This is a genomic window from Mycobacterium sp. TKK-01-0059 (genome assembly GCF_000709305.1).
In the GTDB taxonomy this organism is placed as follows: Bacteria; Actinomycetota; Actinomycetes; order Mycobacteriales; family Mycobacteriaceae; genus Mycobacterium; species Mycobacterium intracellulare.
This window is the reverse complement of the sequence record NZ_KL446995.1, coordinates 312,805-331,842: the sequence shown is the minus strand read 5'-3', so window position 1 is coordinate 331,842 and position 19,038 is coordinate 312,805. Positions and strand designations below refer to the sequence as shown.

Sequence of the window (19,038 nt, the reverse complement as noted above, 5' to 3'; positions counted from 1 at the left end):
CGGATTCGACCACTGCACCCCCTTCAGCCGTCTTCATGTCCGCGCGGGCTCCGCCACCCGAACATGCAACTACAGACCGGTAGCAACACGCCAGACTGCGGCGCCTTGATGCGGTGTACGTCGCCGACCAGTCGTGTCTCCGTTACCTCATGCGAGCCCCGCCCCCGGGGAACGCGACCAGGTCTTGATGAGTAAACCACGCCCGTCGCTTCCGTATCAGTGCTTTGGCAACGCGATACGGGATCGTGACCGATTCCACCTGCGTAAACGGCGTTTTGCTGACCCCTCCGCCCCGGGCAGCGGTCGCCAACGCCGCGCAACCACCTAAGCACAGCAGTCGTCACGTGTCACCGGCCGGGAGGGTTCAACATGCCCTGCCGGGAGGCGGCAGCTTCGCCTCCGGGTGATTTTCGCGGCCGTCACGCGTTCGGCTAGGATGTGTGTCGACGAGCACAAAAACTTCATCGGCCTGAAGGACGTGCCTGCCCCAATAGCGATATTTCGCATCAACCGCCATTGATGCAGGTCACTGGAGCGAATTCAGGGGCATCGGGGCCCCTTCGCACACCAATCATTCGGTGGCGCCAAGACCTTCTCGGCCACACCAGGAACTTTCCCCAAACCGCCGACGGGCAGTGTTGCCCTCCACTATGGTTTGGACCTGTTCCACTCATGTCCACTATCTATCTGGAGAATTGTGAGCATCAATCCATTCGACGACGACAACGGCAGCTTTTTCGTCCTGGTGAACGACGAGGAGCAACACAGCTTGTGGCCGGCCTTCGCCGATGTTCCAGCGGGTTGGCGAGTGGTACACGGGGAAGCCGACCGAGCTGCGTGTTTGGAGTACATCGAGCAACATTGGCCCGACATCAGGCCGAAGAGCCTGCGGGACAAGCTCGCAACGGGTCGGGGTTTTGACCAGTAACCAGCCGGGGTACGGGGCGGGTGGGTGGAGACTTGGGGGAGTCGATGGCGAGGGATGATCGAACGCTGCCACTGACACGGGGTCAGCTCGACATCTGGCTATCCCAAGAAGCCGGCTTCGCCGGCACCCAGTGGCAGCTCGGCCTCCTGGTCAAAATCGACGGCCCGGTCCATCGCGATCAGTTTCAGCAGGCACTCACCCAGACGGTCGGCGAGGCCGAATCGGGCCGGGTCTCGTTCTTCGAGGTCGACGGCCAGGTGGTCCAGAAGCCGATCGACTACCCCCACGTCGAGCTCGAGTTCCATGACCTGAGGGGCGCGGCGGATCCGGTGCAGGAAGCCCGCGAGATGTCATCCGCCATTCAGCGCACGCCGATGCCGTTGAACGGCCAGATGTTCAAATTCGTGCTCTTTCAAACGGGGCACGAGGAATTCTATTTGTTTGGTTGCTGCCACCACATTGCGATCGACGGTTTGGGCATGGCCCTGGTCTGCCGCCGGGTCGCAACCATTTATTCCGCGATGGTGGCGGGAAAGCCAATTCCCGACGCCTATTTCGGTTCGGCGCAGGACCTGGTCGACCTCGAGTCCGAGTACGAGGCTTCCGAGGATTACCTCGAAGACAAGGCCTATTGGAGCGAGCACCTTCCGCCGGAGAGCGGACCGGTCGACCGGCTGCCCGATGCGGGCACCGAGCAAGACCATTACTCGCCGTCCGCGTCGGTCCAGTTGGACCCCTCGGTCGTCAACCGGATCAAGGAGTTGTCCAAGAAGCTGGCCATCCGCCGGTTTTCGGTCACCACCGCCGCGTGCGCGCTGTTGGTGCGCGGATGGTCGGGCAGCGGCTCCGAGGTGGCGCTGGACTTCCCGGTCAGCAGGCGGGTGACTCCCGAGTCGAAGACGCTCCCGGCAATGCTGGCCGGTGTCGTGCCGCTGGTCCTGTCGACGGAACCGCAGACGACGGTTGCCGACTTCTGCAAGCACGTCGACAAGCGGATCCGCGAACTGCTGAAGCATCAACGTTTTCCCGCGCACACCCTCGAGGGCGACGGCCTGCGGCAGGCGCCGAACCGGGTGGGCATCAATTTCCTACCGATGAGGCTGACCCTGGACCTGGCCGGCTCGCCGGCGACGGCGTCGTACACCAACCACGGGCCGGTCGGGCACTTCGGGTTGTTCTTCCTCGGCGCCGGTGACCAGCTCTTCCTCAGCACCGCGGGCCCGGGCCAACCGTTCGCCGGCTTCGGCGTCGCCGACCTGGCGGGACGGCTGCAGCAGATCCTGGCGGCCATGACCGCCGACCCCGAGCGGCCGCTGTCGTCGATCGAGCTGCTGACCCCCGACGAGCCCGCACTCATCGACCGGTGGAGCAACCGGCCGGCATTGGCCGAGCCCGCACCGGCCCCGGTGTCGATTCCGGCCGCGTTCGCCGAGCACGTGCAGCGCACCCCGGAGGCGCCGGCCGTGACATTCGGCGACCATTCGCTGACCTACGCCGAGCTCGACGAGGCGTCGAACCGCTTGGGGCACCTGCTCGCCGGCCACGGCGTCGGACCGGGTGACTGCGTGGCGGTGCTGTTCCCCCGCTGCGCGGACGCCATCGTTTCGATGCTGGCGGTGCTCAAGACCGGGGCGGCCTACGTGCCGATCGACCCCGCGCACGCGTCGTCGCGGATGGACTTCGTGCTCTCCGATGCCGCGCCCAGCGCGGTGATCACCACGGCGGAACTGCGCCCGCGGCTGGAGGGGCATGACGTTTTCGTCGTCGATGTGCACGACCCCGCCGTCGACAGCCAGCCCAGCACCGCGCTGCCGAACCCGGCGCCCGAGAACGTCGCCTACATCATCTATACGTCCGGAACGACCGGGACCCCCAAAGGCGTCGCCATCCCTCATCTCAACGTCACGTGGCTGACCGAGTCGCTCGACGCCGCCCTGCCGCCGGGCAATGTCTGGACGCAAAGCCATTCCTCGTCCTTCGACTTCTCGGTGTGGGAAATCTTCGGTGCGCTGCTCCGCGGCAGGCGGCTGCTGGTGGTGCCCGAATCGGTGGCGTCCTCCCCGCAGGATTTCCACGACCTGCTGGTCGCGGAGAAAGTCAGCGTGCTGACCCAGACGCCATCCGCGGTCGCGATGCTGCCTGCCGAGGGCCTGGAGTCCACGGCGCTGGTGGTGGCCGGCGAGGCCTGCCCGACCGACGTCGTCGACCGGTGGGCGGCCCCCGGCCGGGTCATGATTGATGCCTACGGCCCGACCGAGACCACGGTCTGCGCGTCGATCAGCACGCCGCTGACGCCCGGCTCGCCGGTGGTGCCGATCGGCTCCCCCATAGCCGGGGCGGCGATGTTCGTGCTCGACAAGTGGCTGCAGCCGGTGCCCGCCGGTGTGGTCGGCGAGTTGTACCTGGCGGGTCGCGGCGTCGGGCACGGCTACGTGCGCCGGCCAGGGCTGACCGCGTCGCGGTTCGTGGCCAACCCCTTCGGCGGCCCCGGGGCACGCATGTACCGCACCGGGGACCTGGTGTGCTGGGGTCCCGACGGGCAGCTGCAGTACCTGGGCCGCGCCGACGAGCAGGTCAAGATTCGCGGCTACCGCATCGAACTCGGCGAAATCCAGGCGGTCTTGGCCGGGCTCGACGGCGTGGACCAGGCGGCGGTGATCGCCCGCGAGGACCGCCCCGGCGACAAGCGCCTCGTCGGCTACGTCACCGGCACCGCCGACCCCGCGGCGCTGCGCGCCCAACTGGCCGAAAAGCTTCCGCCGTACATGGTGCCGACCGCGGTGATGGTGCTCGACGCGCTGCCGCTGACCGGCAACGGCAAGCTCGACAAGCGCGCCCTGCCCTCGCCGGAATACACCGCGAGCGAATACCGGGCCCCGGCCGACGCGATCGAGGAGATCCTGGCCGACATCTACGCCCAGGTGCTGGGCGTGGAGCGCGTCGGCGTGGACGACTCGTTCTTCGACCTGGGCGGCGACAGCATCCTGTCGATGCAGGTGGTGTCCCGCGCGCGGGCGGCCGGCGTCATCTGCCGCCCCCGGGACGTCTTCGTCGAGCAGACCGTGGCGCGGCTGGCGCGGGTGTCCGAGGTGGCGGTCGACGGCGACCTCGGTGCGGCCGACGAGGGGATCGGCCCCGTGGTGGCCACCCCCATCATGCGGTGGCTGCAGACCATCGACGGTCCGATCGACGAGTTCAACCAGGCCATGGTGCTGGCGGCGCCCGCGGGTGTGAGCGCCGACGACGTGGCGGTGGTGCTGCAGGCCGTGCTGGATCGCCATCCCATGCTGCGGCTGCGCGTGCAGGACGACGGCGCCGGGGGCTGGTCGCTCGAGGCGCCCGAGGCCGGCTCGGTGCAGGCCGGCGACTGCCTGCGCACGGTCGAGGCGCTCTCCGACGCGGACCTGGTCGAGGCCCGTTCCCGGCTCAACGTGGCCGACGGGGTCATGGTGAGCGCGGTATGGGCAAGTGCGACAAGCCAATTGGCGTTGATCATCCACCACCTGGCGGTCGACGGTGTGTCGTGGCGGACCCTGATCGAGGACCTCAACATCGCCTGGGTCCAGCACCACAACGCCCAACCGGTGGCGTTGCAGGCGCCCGGCACCTCGTTCGCCCGGTGGTCGTCGCTGCTGGCCGAGCACGCGAAGGACCCGGCCGTCCTCGAACAGGCCGGCGCGTGGCAGGAGGTGGTCGCCACCCCGCCGGCGCTGCCGGCCGCCGGGCCGGAGGACACCTACGCGAACGCCGGACAGTTGTCGGCGTCGCTGGACGTCGAGACGACCCGCCTGTTGCTGGGGGAGGTGCCTGCGGCGTTTCACGCCGGCGTGCAGGACATCCTGTTGATCGCGTTCGGGTTGGCGTTCACCGAGTTCCTGGGGTCCGTGGGGACCGCGACGCCGATCGGCATCGACATCGAGGGCCACGGACGCAACGAAGAGATCGCCTCCCGCATCGATCTGTCCCGCACGGTCGGCTGGTTCACCACCAAATACCCTGCGGCGCTGTCGATTCGCGGCGGGCTGAACTGGTCCAAGGTGACCGCGGGGGACGCCGCGCTGGGCGCGGTGATCAAGGACGCCAAGGAACAACTGCGCGCCCTGCCCGACGGCCTCACCTATGGGCTGTTGCGCTACCTGAACAGCGAGGTCGGCCTGCAGGGGCCGGACCCCGTGATCGGATTCAACTACCTGGGCCGGCTGGCCGCGGGGGCCGACCTCTCCGAGGACTTGTGGCGCGTCAGCGAGGACAGCCTGTCGTCGGCCGCGGTCGCGACGGCGGTGGCGATGCCGTTGGCGCACACCGTGGAACTCAACGCCGGCACCATGGACACCGAGGACGGCCCGCTGCTGCACGCCAACTGGCGGTGGGCGACCTCGGCGCTGACCGACGAACAAGTAAACCGGTTGAGCCAGTTGTGGTTTGAGGCCCTGGCCGGCATCTGCGCGCACGTGCGCGCCGGCGGCGGGGGGCTGACCCCGTCGGACATCGCGCCGGCCCGCCTGGACCAGCAGCAGATCGACGAGCTGTGCCGGCAGCACCAGATCGCCGACGTGCTGCCGCTGAGCCCCGTGCAGCAGGGTTTGTTGTTCCACACCAGCTTTGCGGCCGAGCTCGAAGACCTCTACGCGGTGCAGCTGGGCATCACCGTGAGCGGCAGCCTCGATCAGCACCGGCTGCGCGAGGCCGTGCAGACCGCCGTCAACCGCCACCCCAACCTGGTGGCGCGCTTCTTCGATGAATTCGGCGAGCCGGTGCAGATCATCCCCGCCGAGCCGGTAATGGCTTGGCGCTACGTCGAATTGGACGGCGGCTCGGACCCAGTGGACCAACAGCTCGAGCAGTTGGCCGCCGACGAACGCACCGCCGTGTGCGACCTGGCGGGCCAACCCGCCTTCCGGACCGCGCTGATCCGCATCGCCGACGACCGGCATCGGCTGCTGTTCACCATCCACCACATCGTGATCGACGGCTGGTCGCTGCCGGTCCTGCTGCGGGAGGTCTTCGCCGGCTACTACGGACAGCGGCTGCCCGCGCCGCCGTCGTACCGCAGCTACCTGATGTGGCTGGCCGCCCAGGACCACGCCGCCGCCCAAGCGGCCTGGCGTGAGGCGCTCGACGGGTTCGAGGCCCCCACCCTGGTGGCCCCGCCCGGCAAGATCGGGCGGCGCGCCGTTGCCACCTATGCGGTTTCGGCCGACACGACGCGGGCGCTCGGCGAGCTGGCCCGCTCCAGCCGCACCACCATCAGCACCGTGCTGCAGGGCGCCTGGGCGCAGCTGCTGACGTGGCTGACCGGCCAGCACGACGTCGCCTTCGGCACCGCGGTCTCGGGCCGGCCCACCGAGCTGGCCGGCGCCGACGCCATGGTCGGGCTGCTGATCAACACCGTGCCGGTTCGGGCCAACATCGCCGCCGCGACCACCGTCGTCGACCTGCTCGAGCAGCTGCAACGCGCCCACGCCGAGACCCTCGAGCATGAACACTTGGCGCTGGGCGAGATTCACCGCGTCACCGGGCACGACCAGCTGTTCGACACCCTGTTCCTCTACGAGAACTACCCGATCGACGCCGGCGCGATGATGGGCGCCCAAGAGCTGGCCGTCACCGAATTCAGCAGCCGCGAATTCAACCACTACCCGCTGTCGGTCGTGGCCACGCCGGGCCACGAACTGAGCCTGCGCGTCGAGTACGACACCGAGGTCTTCGACGCGGCCGCCATCGAAACGCTGATCGAGCGGCTGCGCCAGGTGATGGCGGCCATGACCGCCGATCCCGCGCAACGGCTTTCATCGATCGATCTGCTCGACCCCGCCGAACACGAACGGCTGGACGAGTGGGGCAACCGCGCCGTGCTGGCCCAGCGGCCCACCGGGCAGGAGTCGATCCCGGCGTTGTTCGCTGCGCAGGTCGCCCGCGCCGCCGACGCCGTCGCGATCACCTGCGGCGAGCGGTCGTTCACCTACCGCGAGGTCGAGGAGTCGGCAAACCGGTTGGCGCACTTGCTGGTTGGGCAGGGCGCGGGCCCGGGGCAGCGGGTGGCCGTGGTGATCCCGCGGTCGGCCGAAGCGGTGATCGCGATCTTCGCCGTCCTCAAGACCGGGGCCGCCTACGTGCCGATCGACCCGAGCGTGCCCGCGGCGCGCCTCGAGTTCGTGCTCGGCGATTCCGCCCCGATCGCGGCGGTGACCACCGCCGAGGTGCGGCCGCAGCTGGGCGGGTACGCCGGACAGATCATCGACATCGACGACGCCGCGGTGGCCGACCAGCCCACGACCGGCCTGCCCGCGCCGGCGCCGGACAACATCGCCTACATCATCTACACCTCGGGCACGACGGGAACGCCCAAGGGCGTGGCGATCCCGCACCGCAACGTCACGTTGCTGCTGGAGACACTGGATGCTCAGCTGGGGTTGGGCCAGGTGTGGACGCAATGTCATTCGCTGGCGTTTGACTTCTCGGTGTGGGAGGTCTTCGGGTCACTGCTGTACGGCGGGCGCCTGGTGATGGTGCCCGACGCGGTGGTGCGCTCGGCAGAAGACTTGCACGCCTTGCTGGTTCGCGAGCAGGTCAGCGTGCTGAGTCAGACCCCGTCGGCGTTCTATGCGTTGCAGAGTGCCGACGCGTTGGCCCCGGAGCTGGGTGAGCAGCTGAAGTTGCAGACGGTCGTGTTCGGCGGGGAGGCGTTGGAGCCACACCGGCTGTCGACGTGGCTGCATCACCACCCCGGCCTGCCGCGCATGATCAACATGTACGGCATCACCGAGACCACGGTGCATGCGTCGTTCCGCGAGATCCTCCGCGGCGACGTCGACAACAACGTCAGCCCGATCGGGGTGCCGCTGGGCAACCTCGCCTTCTTCGTGCTCGACGGGTGGCTGCGCCCGGTGCCCGTCGGGGTGGTCGGCGAGTTGTACGTCGCCGGTGGGGGATTGGCCACCGGCTACGTGGGCCGCCCGGGGCTGTCGGCCACCCGATTCGTGGCCTGCCCGTACGGGGCCCCCGGTGCGCGGATGTATCGCACCGGCGACCTCGTCCGCTGGAGTGCCGACGGGCAGCTGCAGTACATGGGCCGCGCCGACGAGCAGGTCAAGATCCGCGGCTACCGCATCGAACTCGGCGAGATCCAGGCCGCCCTCGCCTCGCTGGACGGCGTCGAGCACGCCGCCGTCATCGCCCGCGAGGACCGCCCCGGCGACAAGCGTCTGGTCGGCTACGTGACGGGCACCGCCGACCCGGCCGAGGCCCGCGCGCAACTCACCGAGCGGCTCCCGTCCTACATGGTGCCCTCGGCGGTGGTGGTGCTCGACGCGCTGCCGCTGACGGTCAACGGCAAGCTCGACACCCGCGCCCTGCCGGCGCCGGAATATCAAGCCGTCGACCGCTACCGGGCGCCGGCGAGCGCCATCGAGGAGATCCTGGCCGGCATCTACGCCCAGGTGCTGGGCGTCGAACGGGTCGGCGTGGACGATTCGTTCTTCGACCTGGGCGGCGACAGCATCCTGTCCATGCAGGTGGTGGCCCGCGCCCGCGCCGCCGGCGTGGTGTGCCGCCCGCGGGACGTCTTCACCGAACAGACGGTCGCGCGCCTGGCGCGGGTCGCCACGATCGCCGACCCCGACGACGACGTCGTCGACGAGGGCATCGGGCCGGTGGTGGCCACCCCGATCATGCGCTGGCTGCAGAACATGGACGGCCCCGTCGAGCAGTTCAACCAGACGATGGTGCTGGCGGTCCCCGCCGACGTCACCGCCGACGACGTGCCGGTGGTGCTGCAGGCGCTGCTGGACCGGCACGCGATGCTGCGGGTCCGCGTCGAGGACGACGGCGTGGGCGGCTGGTCGTTCGACGTGCCCGAGCCGGGCTCGGTGCAGGCCGGCGACGTGCTGGAGACCGTCGACGAGTTGTCCGAGGCGGCCCTGGTCGACGCCCGGTCGCGGCTGAACCTGGCCGACGGCCTGATGCTGAACGCCGTATGGGCAAGCGCGACAAGCCAATTGGCGTTGGTCATCCATCACCTGGCGGTCGACGGTGTGTCGTGGCGGACCCTGATCGAGGACCTCAACATCGCCTGGGCGCAGCACCACAGCGGCCAGCCGGTGGCCCTGCCGGCCGGCGGGACCTCGTTCGCCCGGTGGTCGTCGCTGCTGGACGAGCACGCGCGCCGCCCCGAGGTCGTCGAGCGGGCCGAGGAGTGGCGGCAGGTGGCCGCGATCCCGGCGGTGTTGCCGGCCGCGCGGCCCGAGGACACCTACGCGACGGCCGGGCAGCTGTCGGCGTCGCTGGACGTCGAGACGACCCGCCTGTTGCTGGGGGAGGTGCCCGCGGCGTTTCACGCTGGGGTGCAAGACATTTTGCTGATCGCGTTCGGGTTGGCGTGGACGCAGTTCATGGGCACCGGAGCGCCGATCGCCATCGACGTGGAGGGCCACGGGCGCAGCGAGGAGCTGGGCCCGCAGGTGGACCTGTCGCGCACGGTCGGGTGGTTCACCGCCAAGTACCCGGTGTCGCTGCGCGTCGGTGGCCTGTCGTGGGGTCAGGTGGTCGGCGGCGACGCGGCGCTGGGCCCGGTGATCAAGGACGCCAAGGAGCAGCTGCGGGGCCTGCCCGACGGCCTCACCTATGGGTTGCTGCGGTACCTGAATCCCGATGTGGACCTTGGTGATTCGGATCCCGCCATCAGCTTCAACTACCTGGGCCGGCTGGGCGGCGGGGCCGCCGACCTGTCGCCCGACCTGTGGCAGCTCAGCGAGGACAGCTTCGCGTTGGCCGGTGCGGCCGGGGCGGTGGCCCTGCCGCTGCCGCACACGGTGGAGCTCAACGCCGGCACCATGGACACCGCCGACGGCCCCCACCTGCAGGCCAACTGGACGTGGGCGCGCTCGGCGCTGGACGAAAAGCAGATCGGCAAGCTCAGCGAGTTGTGGTTCGACGCGCTGGCCGGGATCTGCGCGCACGTCCGCGACGGCGGCGGCGGGTTGACCCCGTCCGACATCGCGCCCGCCCGGCTGACCCAGCGGGACCTCGACGAACTGCAGGGGCAGTACCGCGTCGCCGACGTGCTGCCGCTGACCCCGCTGCAGCAGGGGCTGCTGTTCCACACCGGCACCGCGCAGGGCGCCCAAGGCTCCGAGGACCTCTACGCCGTGCAGCTCGACATCTCGGTCAGCGGCGCCATCGACCCGGAGCGGCTGCGCGACGCCGTGCAGACCGTCGTCACCCGCCACCCCAACGTGGTGGCCCACTTCAGCGAGGACTTCGGCGAGCCGGTGCAGGTCTTGTCCGCCGATCCGGAACTGGCCTGGCAGTACGTCGAGCTGCACGCCGGCGGCGACCAAGACCACCAGATCGAGGAGCTGTCGGCCGCCGAACGCGTCGCCGTCTGCGACCTGGCGGGCAAGCCGCCGTTCCGGGGCACGCTGATCCGCACCGGGGACGACACCTACCGGTTCGTGCTCACCAACCACCACATCGTGCTCGACGGCTGGTCCAAGCCCGTCCTGCTGCAGGAGATCTTCGCCAGCTACTTCGGGGTGCGGCTGCCCGCGCCGGTGCCCTACCGCAGCTTCATCACCTGGCTCTCCGAGCAGGACCGCGCCGCCGCGCAGGCGGCGTGGCGCGAGGTGCTCGCCGGATTCGACACCCCCACGCTGGTGGGGCCGTCGGGCCGGATGGGGCTGGGCCCGCGCGGCGTCGCCGAATTCCACGTGTCCGCGGAGACCAGCCGCCTGCTCGGCGAATTGGCCCGCTCGTGCCGCACCACCGTCAGCACCGTGCTGCAGGCGGCCTGGGCGCAGCTGCTGATGTGGCTGACCGGCCAGCACGATGTGGTGTTCGGCACAGCGGTTTCGGGCCGGCCGACCGATTTGGCCGGTTCGGAGTCCATGGTGGGCCTGCTGATCAACACCGTGCCGGTGCGGGCGACCATTGGCGCCGAAACCACCATCGCCGACCTGCTTGACCAGCTACAACAGGCCTACACCAGGACCTTGGACCACCAGCACCTGGCGCTGAACGAAATTCATCGTGTAACGGGGCACGACCAAATTTTCGACACAATGTTCGTGTATGAGAACTATCCCCTCGATACCGCCGCGCTATCGGCCGTGGACGAGTTAACTATTAGGGGATTCACGAATCGGGAATACAACCATTACCCGCTTTCGGTGCAAGCCGTGCCGGGCCAGGAAATTGGCCTTCGCGTCGAGTTCGATACCGACGTGTTCGGCGAGGCGAGGATCGAGAAGCTGGTCGAGCGTTTCAAGCGGGTGCTGGAAGCCATGACCGTGGACTTGGAGGAGCAGTCATGACCGTCGGTGCGGGACGGCGATTGTTATCGATCGATCTACTGGATGGCGGCGAGCACGACCGACTCGACGAGTGGGGCAACCGGGCGATATTGACCAAGCCGGTCAAAGTCCCGACGTCCATTCCCGAAATGTTCGCGACCCAGGTGGCGCGCGCGCCGCAGGCGACCGCGCTCAGTTTCGAGGGCCGCTCGCTGACCTATTTGGAGCTCGACGAGGCCGCCAACCGGCTGGCGCACCTACTGGCCGAGCAGGGCGCCGCCCCGGGCGAATGCGTCGCGCTGCTGTTCTCCCGCTCGGCCGAAGCCATCATCTCGATCCTCGCGGTCTTGAAGACCGGCGCGGCCTACCTGCCGATCGACCCCGCGCTGCCCGCCGCCCGCATGGAGTTCATGCTCGGCGACGCCACTCCGATCGCCGCGGTCACCACCGCCAGCCTGCGCACCCGGCTGGACGGCTTCGACCTGCCCGTCATCGACGTCGACGAGGCCGCCGCCGACAGCCAGCCCAGCAGCGCGCTGCCCGGACCGGCGCCCGACGACATCGCCTACATGATCTACACCTCGGGGACCACCGGCGTCCCCAAGGGTGTCGCGGTCACGCACCGCAACGTGACCGAATTCCTGAAGACCCTGCACGCCAAGCTGCCGTCCGGTGCGGGCCAGGTGTGGTCGCAGTGGCACTCCCTGGTGTTCGACGTCTCGGTGTGGGAGATCTGGGGTGCGCTGCTGCACGGCGGGCGCCTGGTCGTGGTCCCCGAATCGGTCGCGGGCTCGCCCGACGATCTGCACGACCTGCTGGTCGCCGAGAAGGTCAACGTGCTCAGCCAGACCCCGTCCGCGGTGGGGATGCTCTCGCCCGAGGGCCTGGAGTCCACGGCGCTGGTGGTGGCCGGCGAGGCCTGCCCCGCCGAGGTCGTCGACCGGTGGGCGCCCGGACGCGTGATGATCAACGCCTACGGCCCGACCGAGGCCACCGTCTACGCCGCGATGAGCGCGCCGCTGACGGGGGACTCGGGCGCGCCGCCGATCGGCTCGCCGGTGCCCGGCGCGGCGCTGTTCGTCTTGGACAAGTGGTTGCGGCCCGCGCCCGAGGGCGTGGTCGGTGAGCTGTACGTGGCCGGCCGCGGCGTGGCCACCGGGTACGCGCGGCGGTCCGGCCTGACGGCGTCGCGGTTCGTGGCCTGCCCCTTCGGCGGCCCGGGCGCGAGGATGTACCGCACCGGCGACCTGGTGCGCTGGGGCACCGACGGGCAGCTGCAATACCTGGGCCGCGCCGACGAGCAGGTCAAGATTCGCGGCTACCGCATCGAACTCGGCGAGATCCAGTCGGCCCTCGCCGCGCTCGACGGCGTGGACCAGGCCGCGGTCATCGCCCGCGAGGACCGCCCCGGCGACAAGCGCCTCGTCGGCTACATCACCGGCACCGCCGACCCGGCGGAGCTGCGCACCCAGCTCGGCAAGCGGTTGCCCGCCTACATGGTCCCCGCCGCCGTGGTGGTGCTCGAGGCGCTGCCGCTGACGGTCAACGGCAAGCTCGACAAGCGCGCCCTGCCCGCGCCGGAGTACCACAAGCGCGCCGGTGAGTACCGCGCGCCGTCCAACCACACCGAGGAGATCCTGGCCGGCATCTACGCCCAGGTGCTGGGTGTGGAGCGCGTCGGCGTCGACGACTCGTTCTTCGACCTGGGCGGCGACAGCATCCTGTCCATGCAGGTCGTGGCCCGCGCCCGCGCCGCCGGCGTGGTGTGCCGCCCCCGCGACGTGTTCGTCGAGCAGACCGTGGCCCGGCTGGCCCGCGTGGCCACCGACCGCGACGACGAGGAGGACGTGGTCGACGAGGGGATCGGCCCGGTGGTGGCCACCCCGATCATGCGCTGGCTGCAAACCGTCGACGGCCCGATCGACGACTTCAACCAGACCATGGTGCTGGCGGCCCCCGCGGGCGTCACCGCCGACGAGGTCGTCGTCGTGCTGCAGGCCCTGCTGGACCGCCACCCGATGCTGCGGCTGCGCGTCGAAGACGACGGCGAGGGCGGCTGGAAGTTGCACGCGCCCGACCCGGGCACGGTGCAGGCCGGCGACTGCCTGCAGACCGTCGACACCCTGACCGACGCCACGCTCGTCGAGGCGCGGTCGCGGCTGAACCCGGGCGCCGGCGCGATGGTGAGCGCCGTATGGGCAAGCGAGACAAGCCAATTGGCGTTGATCATCCACCACGTGGCCGTCGACGGTGTGTCGTGGCGGACCCTGATCGAGGACCTCAACATCGCCTGGGCGCAGCACCACAGCGGCCAGCCGGTGGCCCTGCCGGTCGGCGGGACCTCGTTCGCCCGGTGGTCGTCGCTGCTGGCCGAGCACGCGCAGAGCCCGGCGGTCGTCGAGCAGGCCGACGCCTGGCGCGAGGTGGTGTCCACCCCGGCCCTGCTGCCGGCGGTGCGACCCGAGGAGGACACCTACCAGACGGCCGAGCAGCTGTCGGTGTCGCTGGACGTCGAGACCACCCGGCTGCTGCTGGGCGAGGTGCCCGCGGCGTTCCACGCCGGGGTGCAAGACATCCTGTTGATCGCGTTCGGGATGGCCTGGACGGAATTTTTGGGTTCCAAGGCCGCTGGCGCGCCGATCGGCATCGACGTCGAGGGTCACGGACGCCAGGAAGAGCTGGGACCGCACGTCGACCTGTCGCGCACCGTGGGGTGGTTCACCACCAAGTACCCGGTGGCCCTGACCATCGACGGGCTGGACTGGGCCAGCGTGGTGGGCGGTGACGACGCGCTCGGCGCGGCCGTCAAGGCCACCAAGGAGCAGCTGCGCGCCCTGCCCGACGGACTGACCTACGGCCTGCTGCGCTACCTGAACCCCGACGTCGATCTGGGTGGATCCGACCCGGTGATCGGCTTCAACTACCTGGGCCGGCTCGGCGCGGCCGCCGACCTGCCCGGCGAGTTGTGGCGGTTGAGCCCCGACAGCCTGTCGCTGAGCGGCGCGGCCGCCGCGGTGGCGATGCCGCTCATGCACACCGTCGACCTCAACGCCGGCACCATGGACACCGAAGAGGGCCCGCACCTGCACGCCAACTGGACGTGGGCGGCCTCGGCGATGGACCGCGAGCAGATCAGCCGGCTCAGCCGGCTGTGGTTCGAGGCCCTGGCCGGCATCTGCGCCCACGTGCAAGCCGGCGGCGGCGGGCTGACCCCGTCCGACATCGCGCCGGCCCGCCTGAACCAGCGGCAGATCGACGAGCTGAGCAAGCAGCACCAGGTCGCCGACATCCTGCCGCTGACCCCGCTGCAGCAGGGTCTGCTCTTCCACGCCAGCTTCGCCCAAGACCCGGGCGACGACGTCTACGCGGTGCAGCTGGGCATCACCGTGACCGGCGCCCTGGACTCGCACCGGCTGCACGAGGCGGTGCACACCGTGGTGAACCGCCACCCCAACCTGGCGGCCCGGTTCTGCCCGCAGTTCGGCGAACCCGTCCAGGTGATCCCGGCCGACCCGGTCATGGCGTGGCGCTACATCCAGCTCGGCCCCGAAGACCTCGACCCCGAACAGCGGGTCGAGGAGCTGTGCGCCGCCGAGCGCGCCGCGGTGAGCGACCTGGCCAACCGGCCGGCGTTCCGGGCCGCGCTGATCCGCACCGCGGACAACCGGTACCGGTTCGTGCTCACCAACCACCACATCGTGATGGACGGCTGGTCGCTGCCCATCCTGCTGCGCGAGATCCTGGCCAACTACTACGGCGACCAGCTGCCCGCGCCCGCGACCTACCGCAGCTACCTGACCTGGCTGGCCGGCCAGGACCGCGCCGCCGCGCAGGCGGCGTGGCGCGAGGTGCTCGACGGATTCGAGGCCCCCACCCTGGTGGGCCCTGCGGGCCGGATGCGGCTCGGCCGGCGGGCCGTGGAGTCCTACCGGCTCTCCGCGGAAACCACGCGCGCCCTGGGCGAGCTGGCCCGCTCGTGCCACACCACCGTCAACACCGTGCTGCAGGCCGGGTGGGCGCAGCTGCTGATGCGGCTCACCGGCCACCACGACGTGGCGTTCGGCACCGCCGTCTCGGGTCGGCCCGCCGACCTAGCCGGCGCCGAATCGATGGTGGGCCTGCTGATCAACACCGTCCCGGTGCGCGCCAACATCGACGCGGAGACCACCGTCGCCGACGTGCTGGACCAGCTGCAGCAGCACCACAACGACACCCTCGAGCACGAGCACCTGGCGCTGAGCGAGATCCACCGCGTGACCGGCCACGACGCCCTGTTCGACACCCTGTTCCTGTACGAGAACTACCCGATCGACACCAGCGTCCCGTTGGGCTTCCACGAGTTGGCCATCACCGATGTCACCAACCGCGAGTACAACCACTACCCGCTGTCGGTGATGGCGCTCCCGGGCCGCGAACTGGGCCTGCGCGTCGAATACGACACCGACGTGTTCGACGCCGCCGGCATCGAGAAGATGACCGAGCGGTTCCAGCGCGTGCTCTCCGAGATGACCGTCGACCCCACCCGACGGCTGATGGCGCTCGACGTCGTCGACGAGGCCGAGCACGAGCTGCTCGACTCCTGGGGCAACCGGTCGGTGCTGAGCCAGCCGGCGACCGGCACGTCGATCCCGGGGTTGTTCGCCGCGCAGGTGGCCCGCACCCCGGACGCGGCGGCGCTCAGTTTCGACGGACGCTCGATGACCTATCGGGAACTCGACGAGGCCGCAAACCGGTTGGCGCACTTGCTGATCGAGGAGGGCGCGGGCCCGGGCGAGCGGGTCGCGCTGCTGTTCTCCCGCTCGGCCGACGCGATCGTCTCGATCCTCGCCGTCCTCAAGACGGGCGCGGCGTATCTGCCGATCGACCCGGCGCTGCCGACCGCCCGGATCGAGTTCCTGCTCGGCGACGCCGAGCCGGTCGCCGTGGTCACCACGACGGGCCTGCGGTCGCGGCTGGAGGGCTGCCGCCCGACGGTCATCGACGTCGACGACCCGGCGCTGGACGCCCAGCCCAGCGACCCGCTGCCGATCCCGTCGTCGGACAACATCGCCTACCTCATCTACACGTCGGGCACCACCGGCGTCCCCAAGGGCGTGGCCGTCACCCACGACAACGTCACCCAGCTGGTGGAGTCCCTGCACGCCGACCTGCCGGAGGCGGGGGTGTGGGCGCAGTGGCACTCCCTGGTCTTCGACGTGTCGGTGCACGAGATCTGGGGCGCGCTGCTGCACGGTGGCCGCCTGGTCGTGGTGCCCGAATCGGTCGCGGCCTCCCCGGATGAGTTGCACGCGCTGCTGGTCTCCGAAGGCGTCACCGTGCTGAGCCAGACCCCGTCGGCGGTGGGCATGCTCTCGCCGGAGGGCCTGGACTCGACGGCGCTGGTGGTGGCCGGCGAGGCCTGCCCGGTCGAGGTCGTCGACCGGTGGGCGCCGGGGCGCGTGATGATCAACGCCTACGGCCCGACCGAGGCCACCGTCTACGCGGCGATGAGCGCGCCGCTGCAGGCCGGGGCAGCGTCGGCGCCGATCGGTTCACCGGTGCCGCGGGCCGCGTTGTTCGTGCTCGACCGGTGGCTGCGCCCGGCACCCGAGGGTGTCGTGGGCGAGCTGTACATCGCCGGCCACGGTGTGGCGACGGGATATTCGCGACGGTCCGGTCTGACGGCGTCGCGGTTCGTTGCCTGCCCGTTCGGCGGCCCGGGCGCGCGGATGTACCGCACCGGCGACCTGGTCCGGTGGGGCCACGACGGTCAGCTCGAGTACCTCGGCCGCGCCGACGAGCAGGTCAAGATCCGCGGGTATCGCATCGAACTCGGCGAAGTGCAGGCGGCGCTGGCCGGGCTGGACGGGGTCGAGCAGGCGGCGGTGATCGCCCGCGAGGACCGTCCCGGCGACAAGCGGCTGGTCGGTTACATCACCGGCACCGCCGACCCGGTCGGCATCCGCATCCAGCTGGCCGACCGGCTGCCGGCCTACATGGTGCCGGCCGCGGTGGTGGTGCTCGACGCGCTGCCGCTGACGGTCAACGGCAAGCTCGACAAGCGCGCCCTGCCCGCGCCGGAGTACCAGAAGCGCGGCGGCGAATACGTCGCCCCGGCCAACCCGACCGAGGAGACCATCGCCGGCATCTTCGCCCGGGTCCTCGGGATGGAACGGGTCTCGGTCGAGGACTCCTTCTTCGAGCTCGGCGGGGACTCGCTGTCGGCGATGCGGGTGATCGCCGAGATCAACACCGCGCTGGACGGCGCCCTGTCGGTGCGCACCCTGTTCGACTCGCAGTCCATCCGGGCCCTGAGTCAGCGGATCACCAGCGGCGCCGACACCGAGAACGCCGCGGGACCCGGGTTCGCGGCGGTGCACGGCGCCGACGCCACCGAGGTGTACGCCCGCGACCTCACGCTGGACAAGTTCATCGACGCGACGACGCTGTCGACCGTGCCGTCGTTGCGCGCTCCCAGCTCCGAGGTCCGGACGGTCCTGCTGACCGGCGCGACCGGGTTCCTGGGTCGCTACCTGGTGCTGGAATGGCTCGAGCAGCTGGAACAGGTCGAGGGCAAGCTGATCTGCCTGGTGCGGGCCCGCACGGATGAAGAGGCGAGGACTCGTCTCGAGAAGACCTTCGACAGCGGCGACCCGGAACTGCTGCGGCACTTCCGGGAATTGGCCGAAGACCACCTGCAGGTGGTCGCCGGCGACAAGGGCCAGGCCAACCTGGGCCTGGACGAGGCGACCTGGCGGCAGCTGGCCGACACCGTCGACCTCATCGTGGACTCCGCGGCCGTCGTCAACGGGGTGCTGCCCTACAACGAGCTGTTCACGCCCAACGTCGGGGGCACGGCCGAGCTGATCCGCTTGGCGCTCACCACGAAGATGAAGCCGTACGCCTACGTGTCGACGTCGGACGTGGGGCGCCAGATCGAGCCGTCGGCGTTCACCGAGGACGCCGACATCCGGGTCATCAGCGCCACCCGCGTCATCGACGGCAGCTACGCCAACGGCTACGGCAACAGCAAGTGGGCGGGCGAGGTCCTGCTGCGCGAGGCCCACGACCTGTGCGGCCTGCCGGTCTCGGTGTTCCGCTCCGACATGATCCTGGCCGACATCAGCTACGCCGGCCAGCTCAACGTGGCGGACATCTTCACCCGGATGATCCTGAGCGTGGTGGCCACCGGCTGCGCGCCCAAGTCGTTCTATCAGCTCGACGCCGAGGGCAACCGGCAGAGCGCGCACTTCGACGGCCTGCCCGTCGAGTTCGTCGCCGAGGCGATCGCCAAGCTGGGCGCGCAGGTGATGGAGGGGTTCGAGACCTATCACGTGATGAACCCGCACGACGACGGCATCGGGCTCGACGAATACGTCGACTGGCTGATCGAGGCCGGCTACCCGATCGAGCGCGTCGGCGACTTCGGGGAGTGGCTGCAGCGCTTCGAGACCGGCCTGCGCGGCCTGCCGGAACGCCAGCGCCAGAACTCGGTCCTGCAGATGCTGCTGTTGCTGCTGCGCGATCCGAAGAACCTGCAGCCCGCCGAGCCGGCCCGCGGCGCGTTCGCGCCGACCGACCGGTTCCGCGCCGCCGTGCAGGAAGCGAAGGTCGGTCCGGACAACGACATCCCGCACGTCAGCGCGCCGGTGATCGTCAAGTACGTCACCGACCTGCAACTGCTCGGCCTGCTCTAACCGATCGCGGAACGTCAGCGCGGCGTGGTCCCTAGGGACCGCGCCGCGCTGCTGCATGCGCAATTCCTGTTTGTGATTGAGTGACGCCTGACCGGGGCCAGCCGCCTATCACGCGGCAATAACGGTCACCGCCGCGAAAAGGCGT

General features: G+C 70.0%; 3 protein-coding genes. All 3 read left to right on the top strand.

Going from position 1 to position 19,038, the window contains the following annotated elements:
- Positions 1-697 precede the first annotated feature (697 nt).
- From K883_RS23400 to K883_RS23390, 3 genes are read left to right on the top strand one after another with little or no spacing between them, the layout of a single operon-like run.
- On the top strand, positions 698-928 hold the full coding sequence (locus K883_RS23400; RefSeq protein ID WP_003877688.1) for an MbtH family protein: 231 nt from the start codon (positions 698-700) through the stop codon (positions 926-928).
- 44 nt (positions 929-972) lie between these two features.
- A complete protein-coding gene (locus tag K883_RS23395; RefSeq protein WP_036456159.1) occupies positions 973-11,238 on the top strand; it encodes a non-ribosomal peptide synthetase in 10,266 nt (3,421 codons plus the stop codon).
- Positions 11,235-18,893, top strand: a complete 7,659-nt coding sequence (locus K883_RS23390) for a non-ribosomal peptide synthetase (RefSeq protein ID WP_036455988.1) — start codon at positions 11,235-11,237, stop codon at positions 18,891-18,893. The genes K883_RS23395 and K883_RS23390 overlap by 4 nt, the downstream gene beginning before the upstream one ends.
- Positions 18,894-19,038 lie beyond the last annotated feature (145 nt).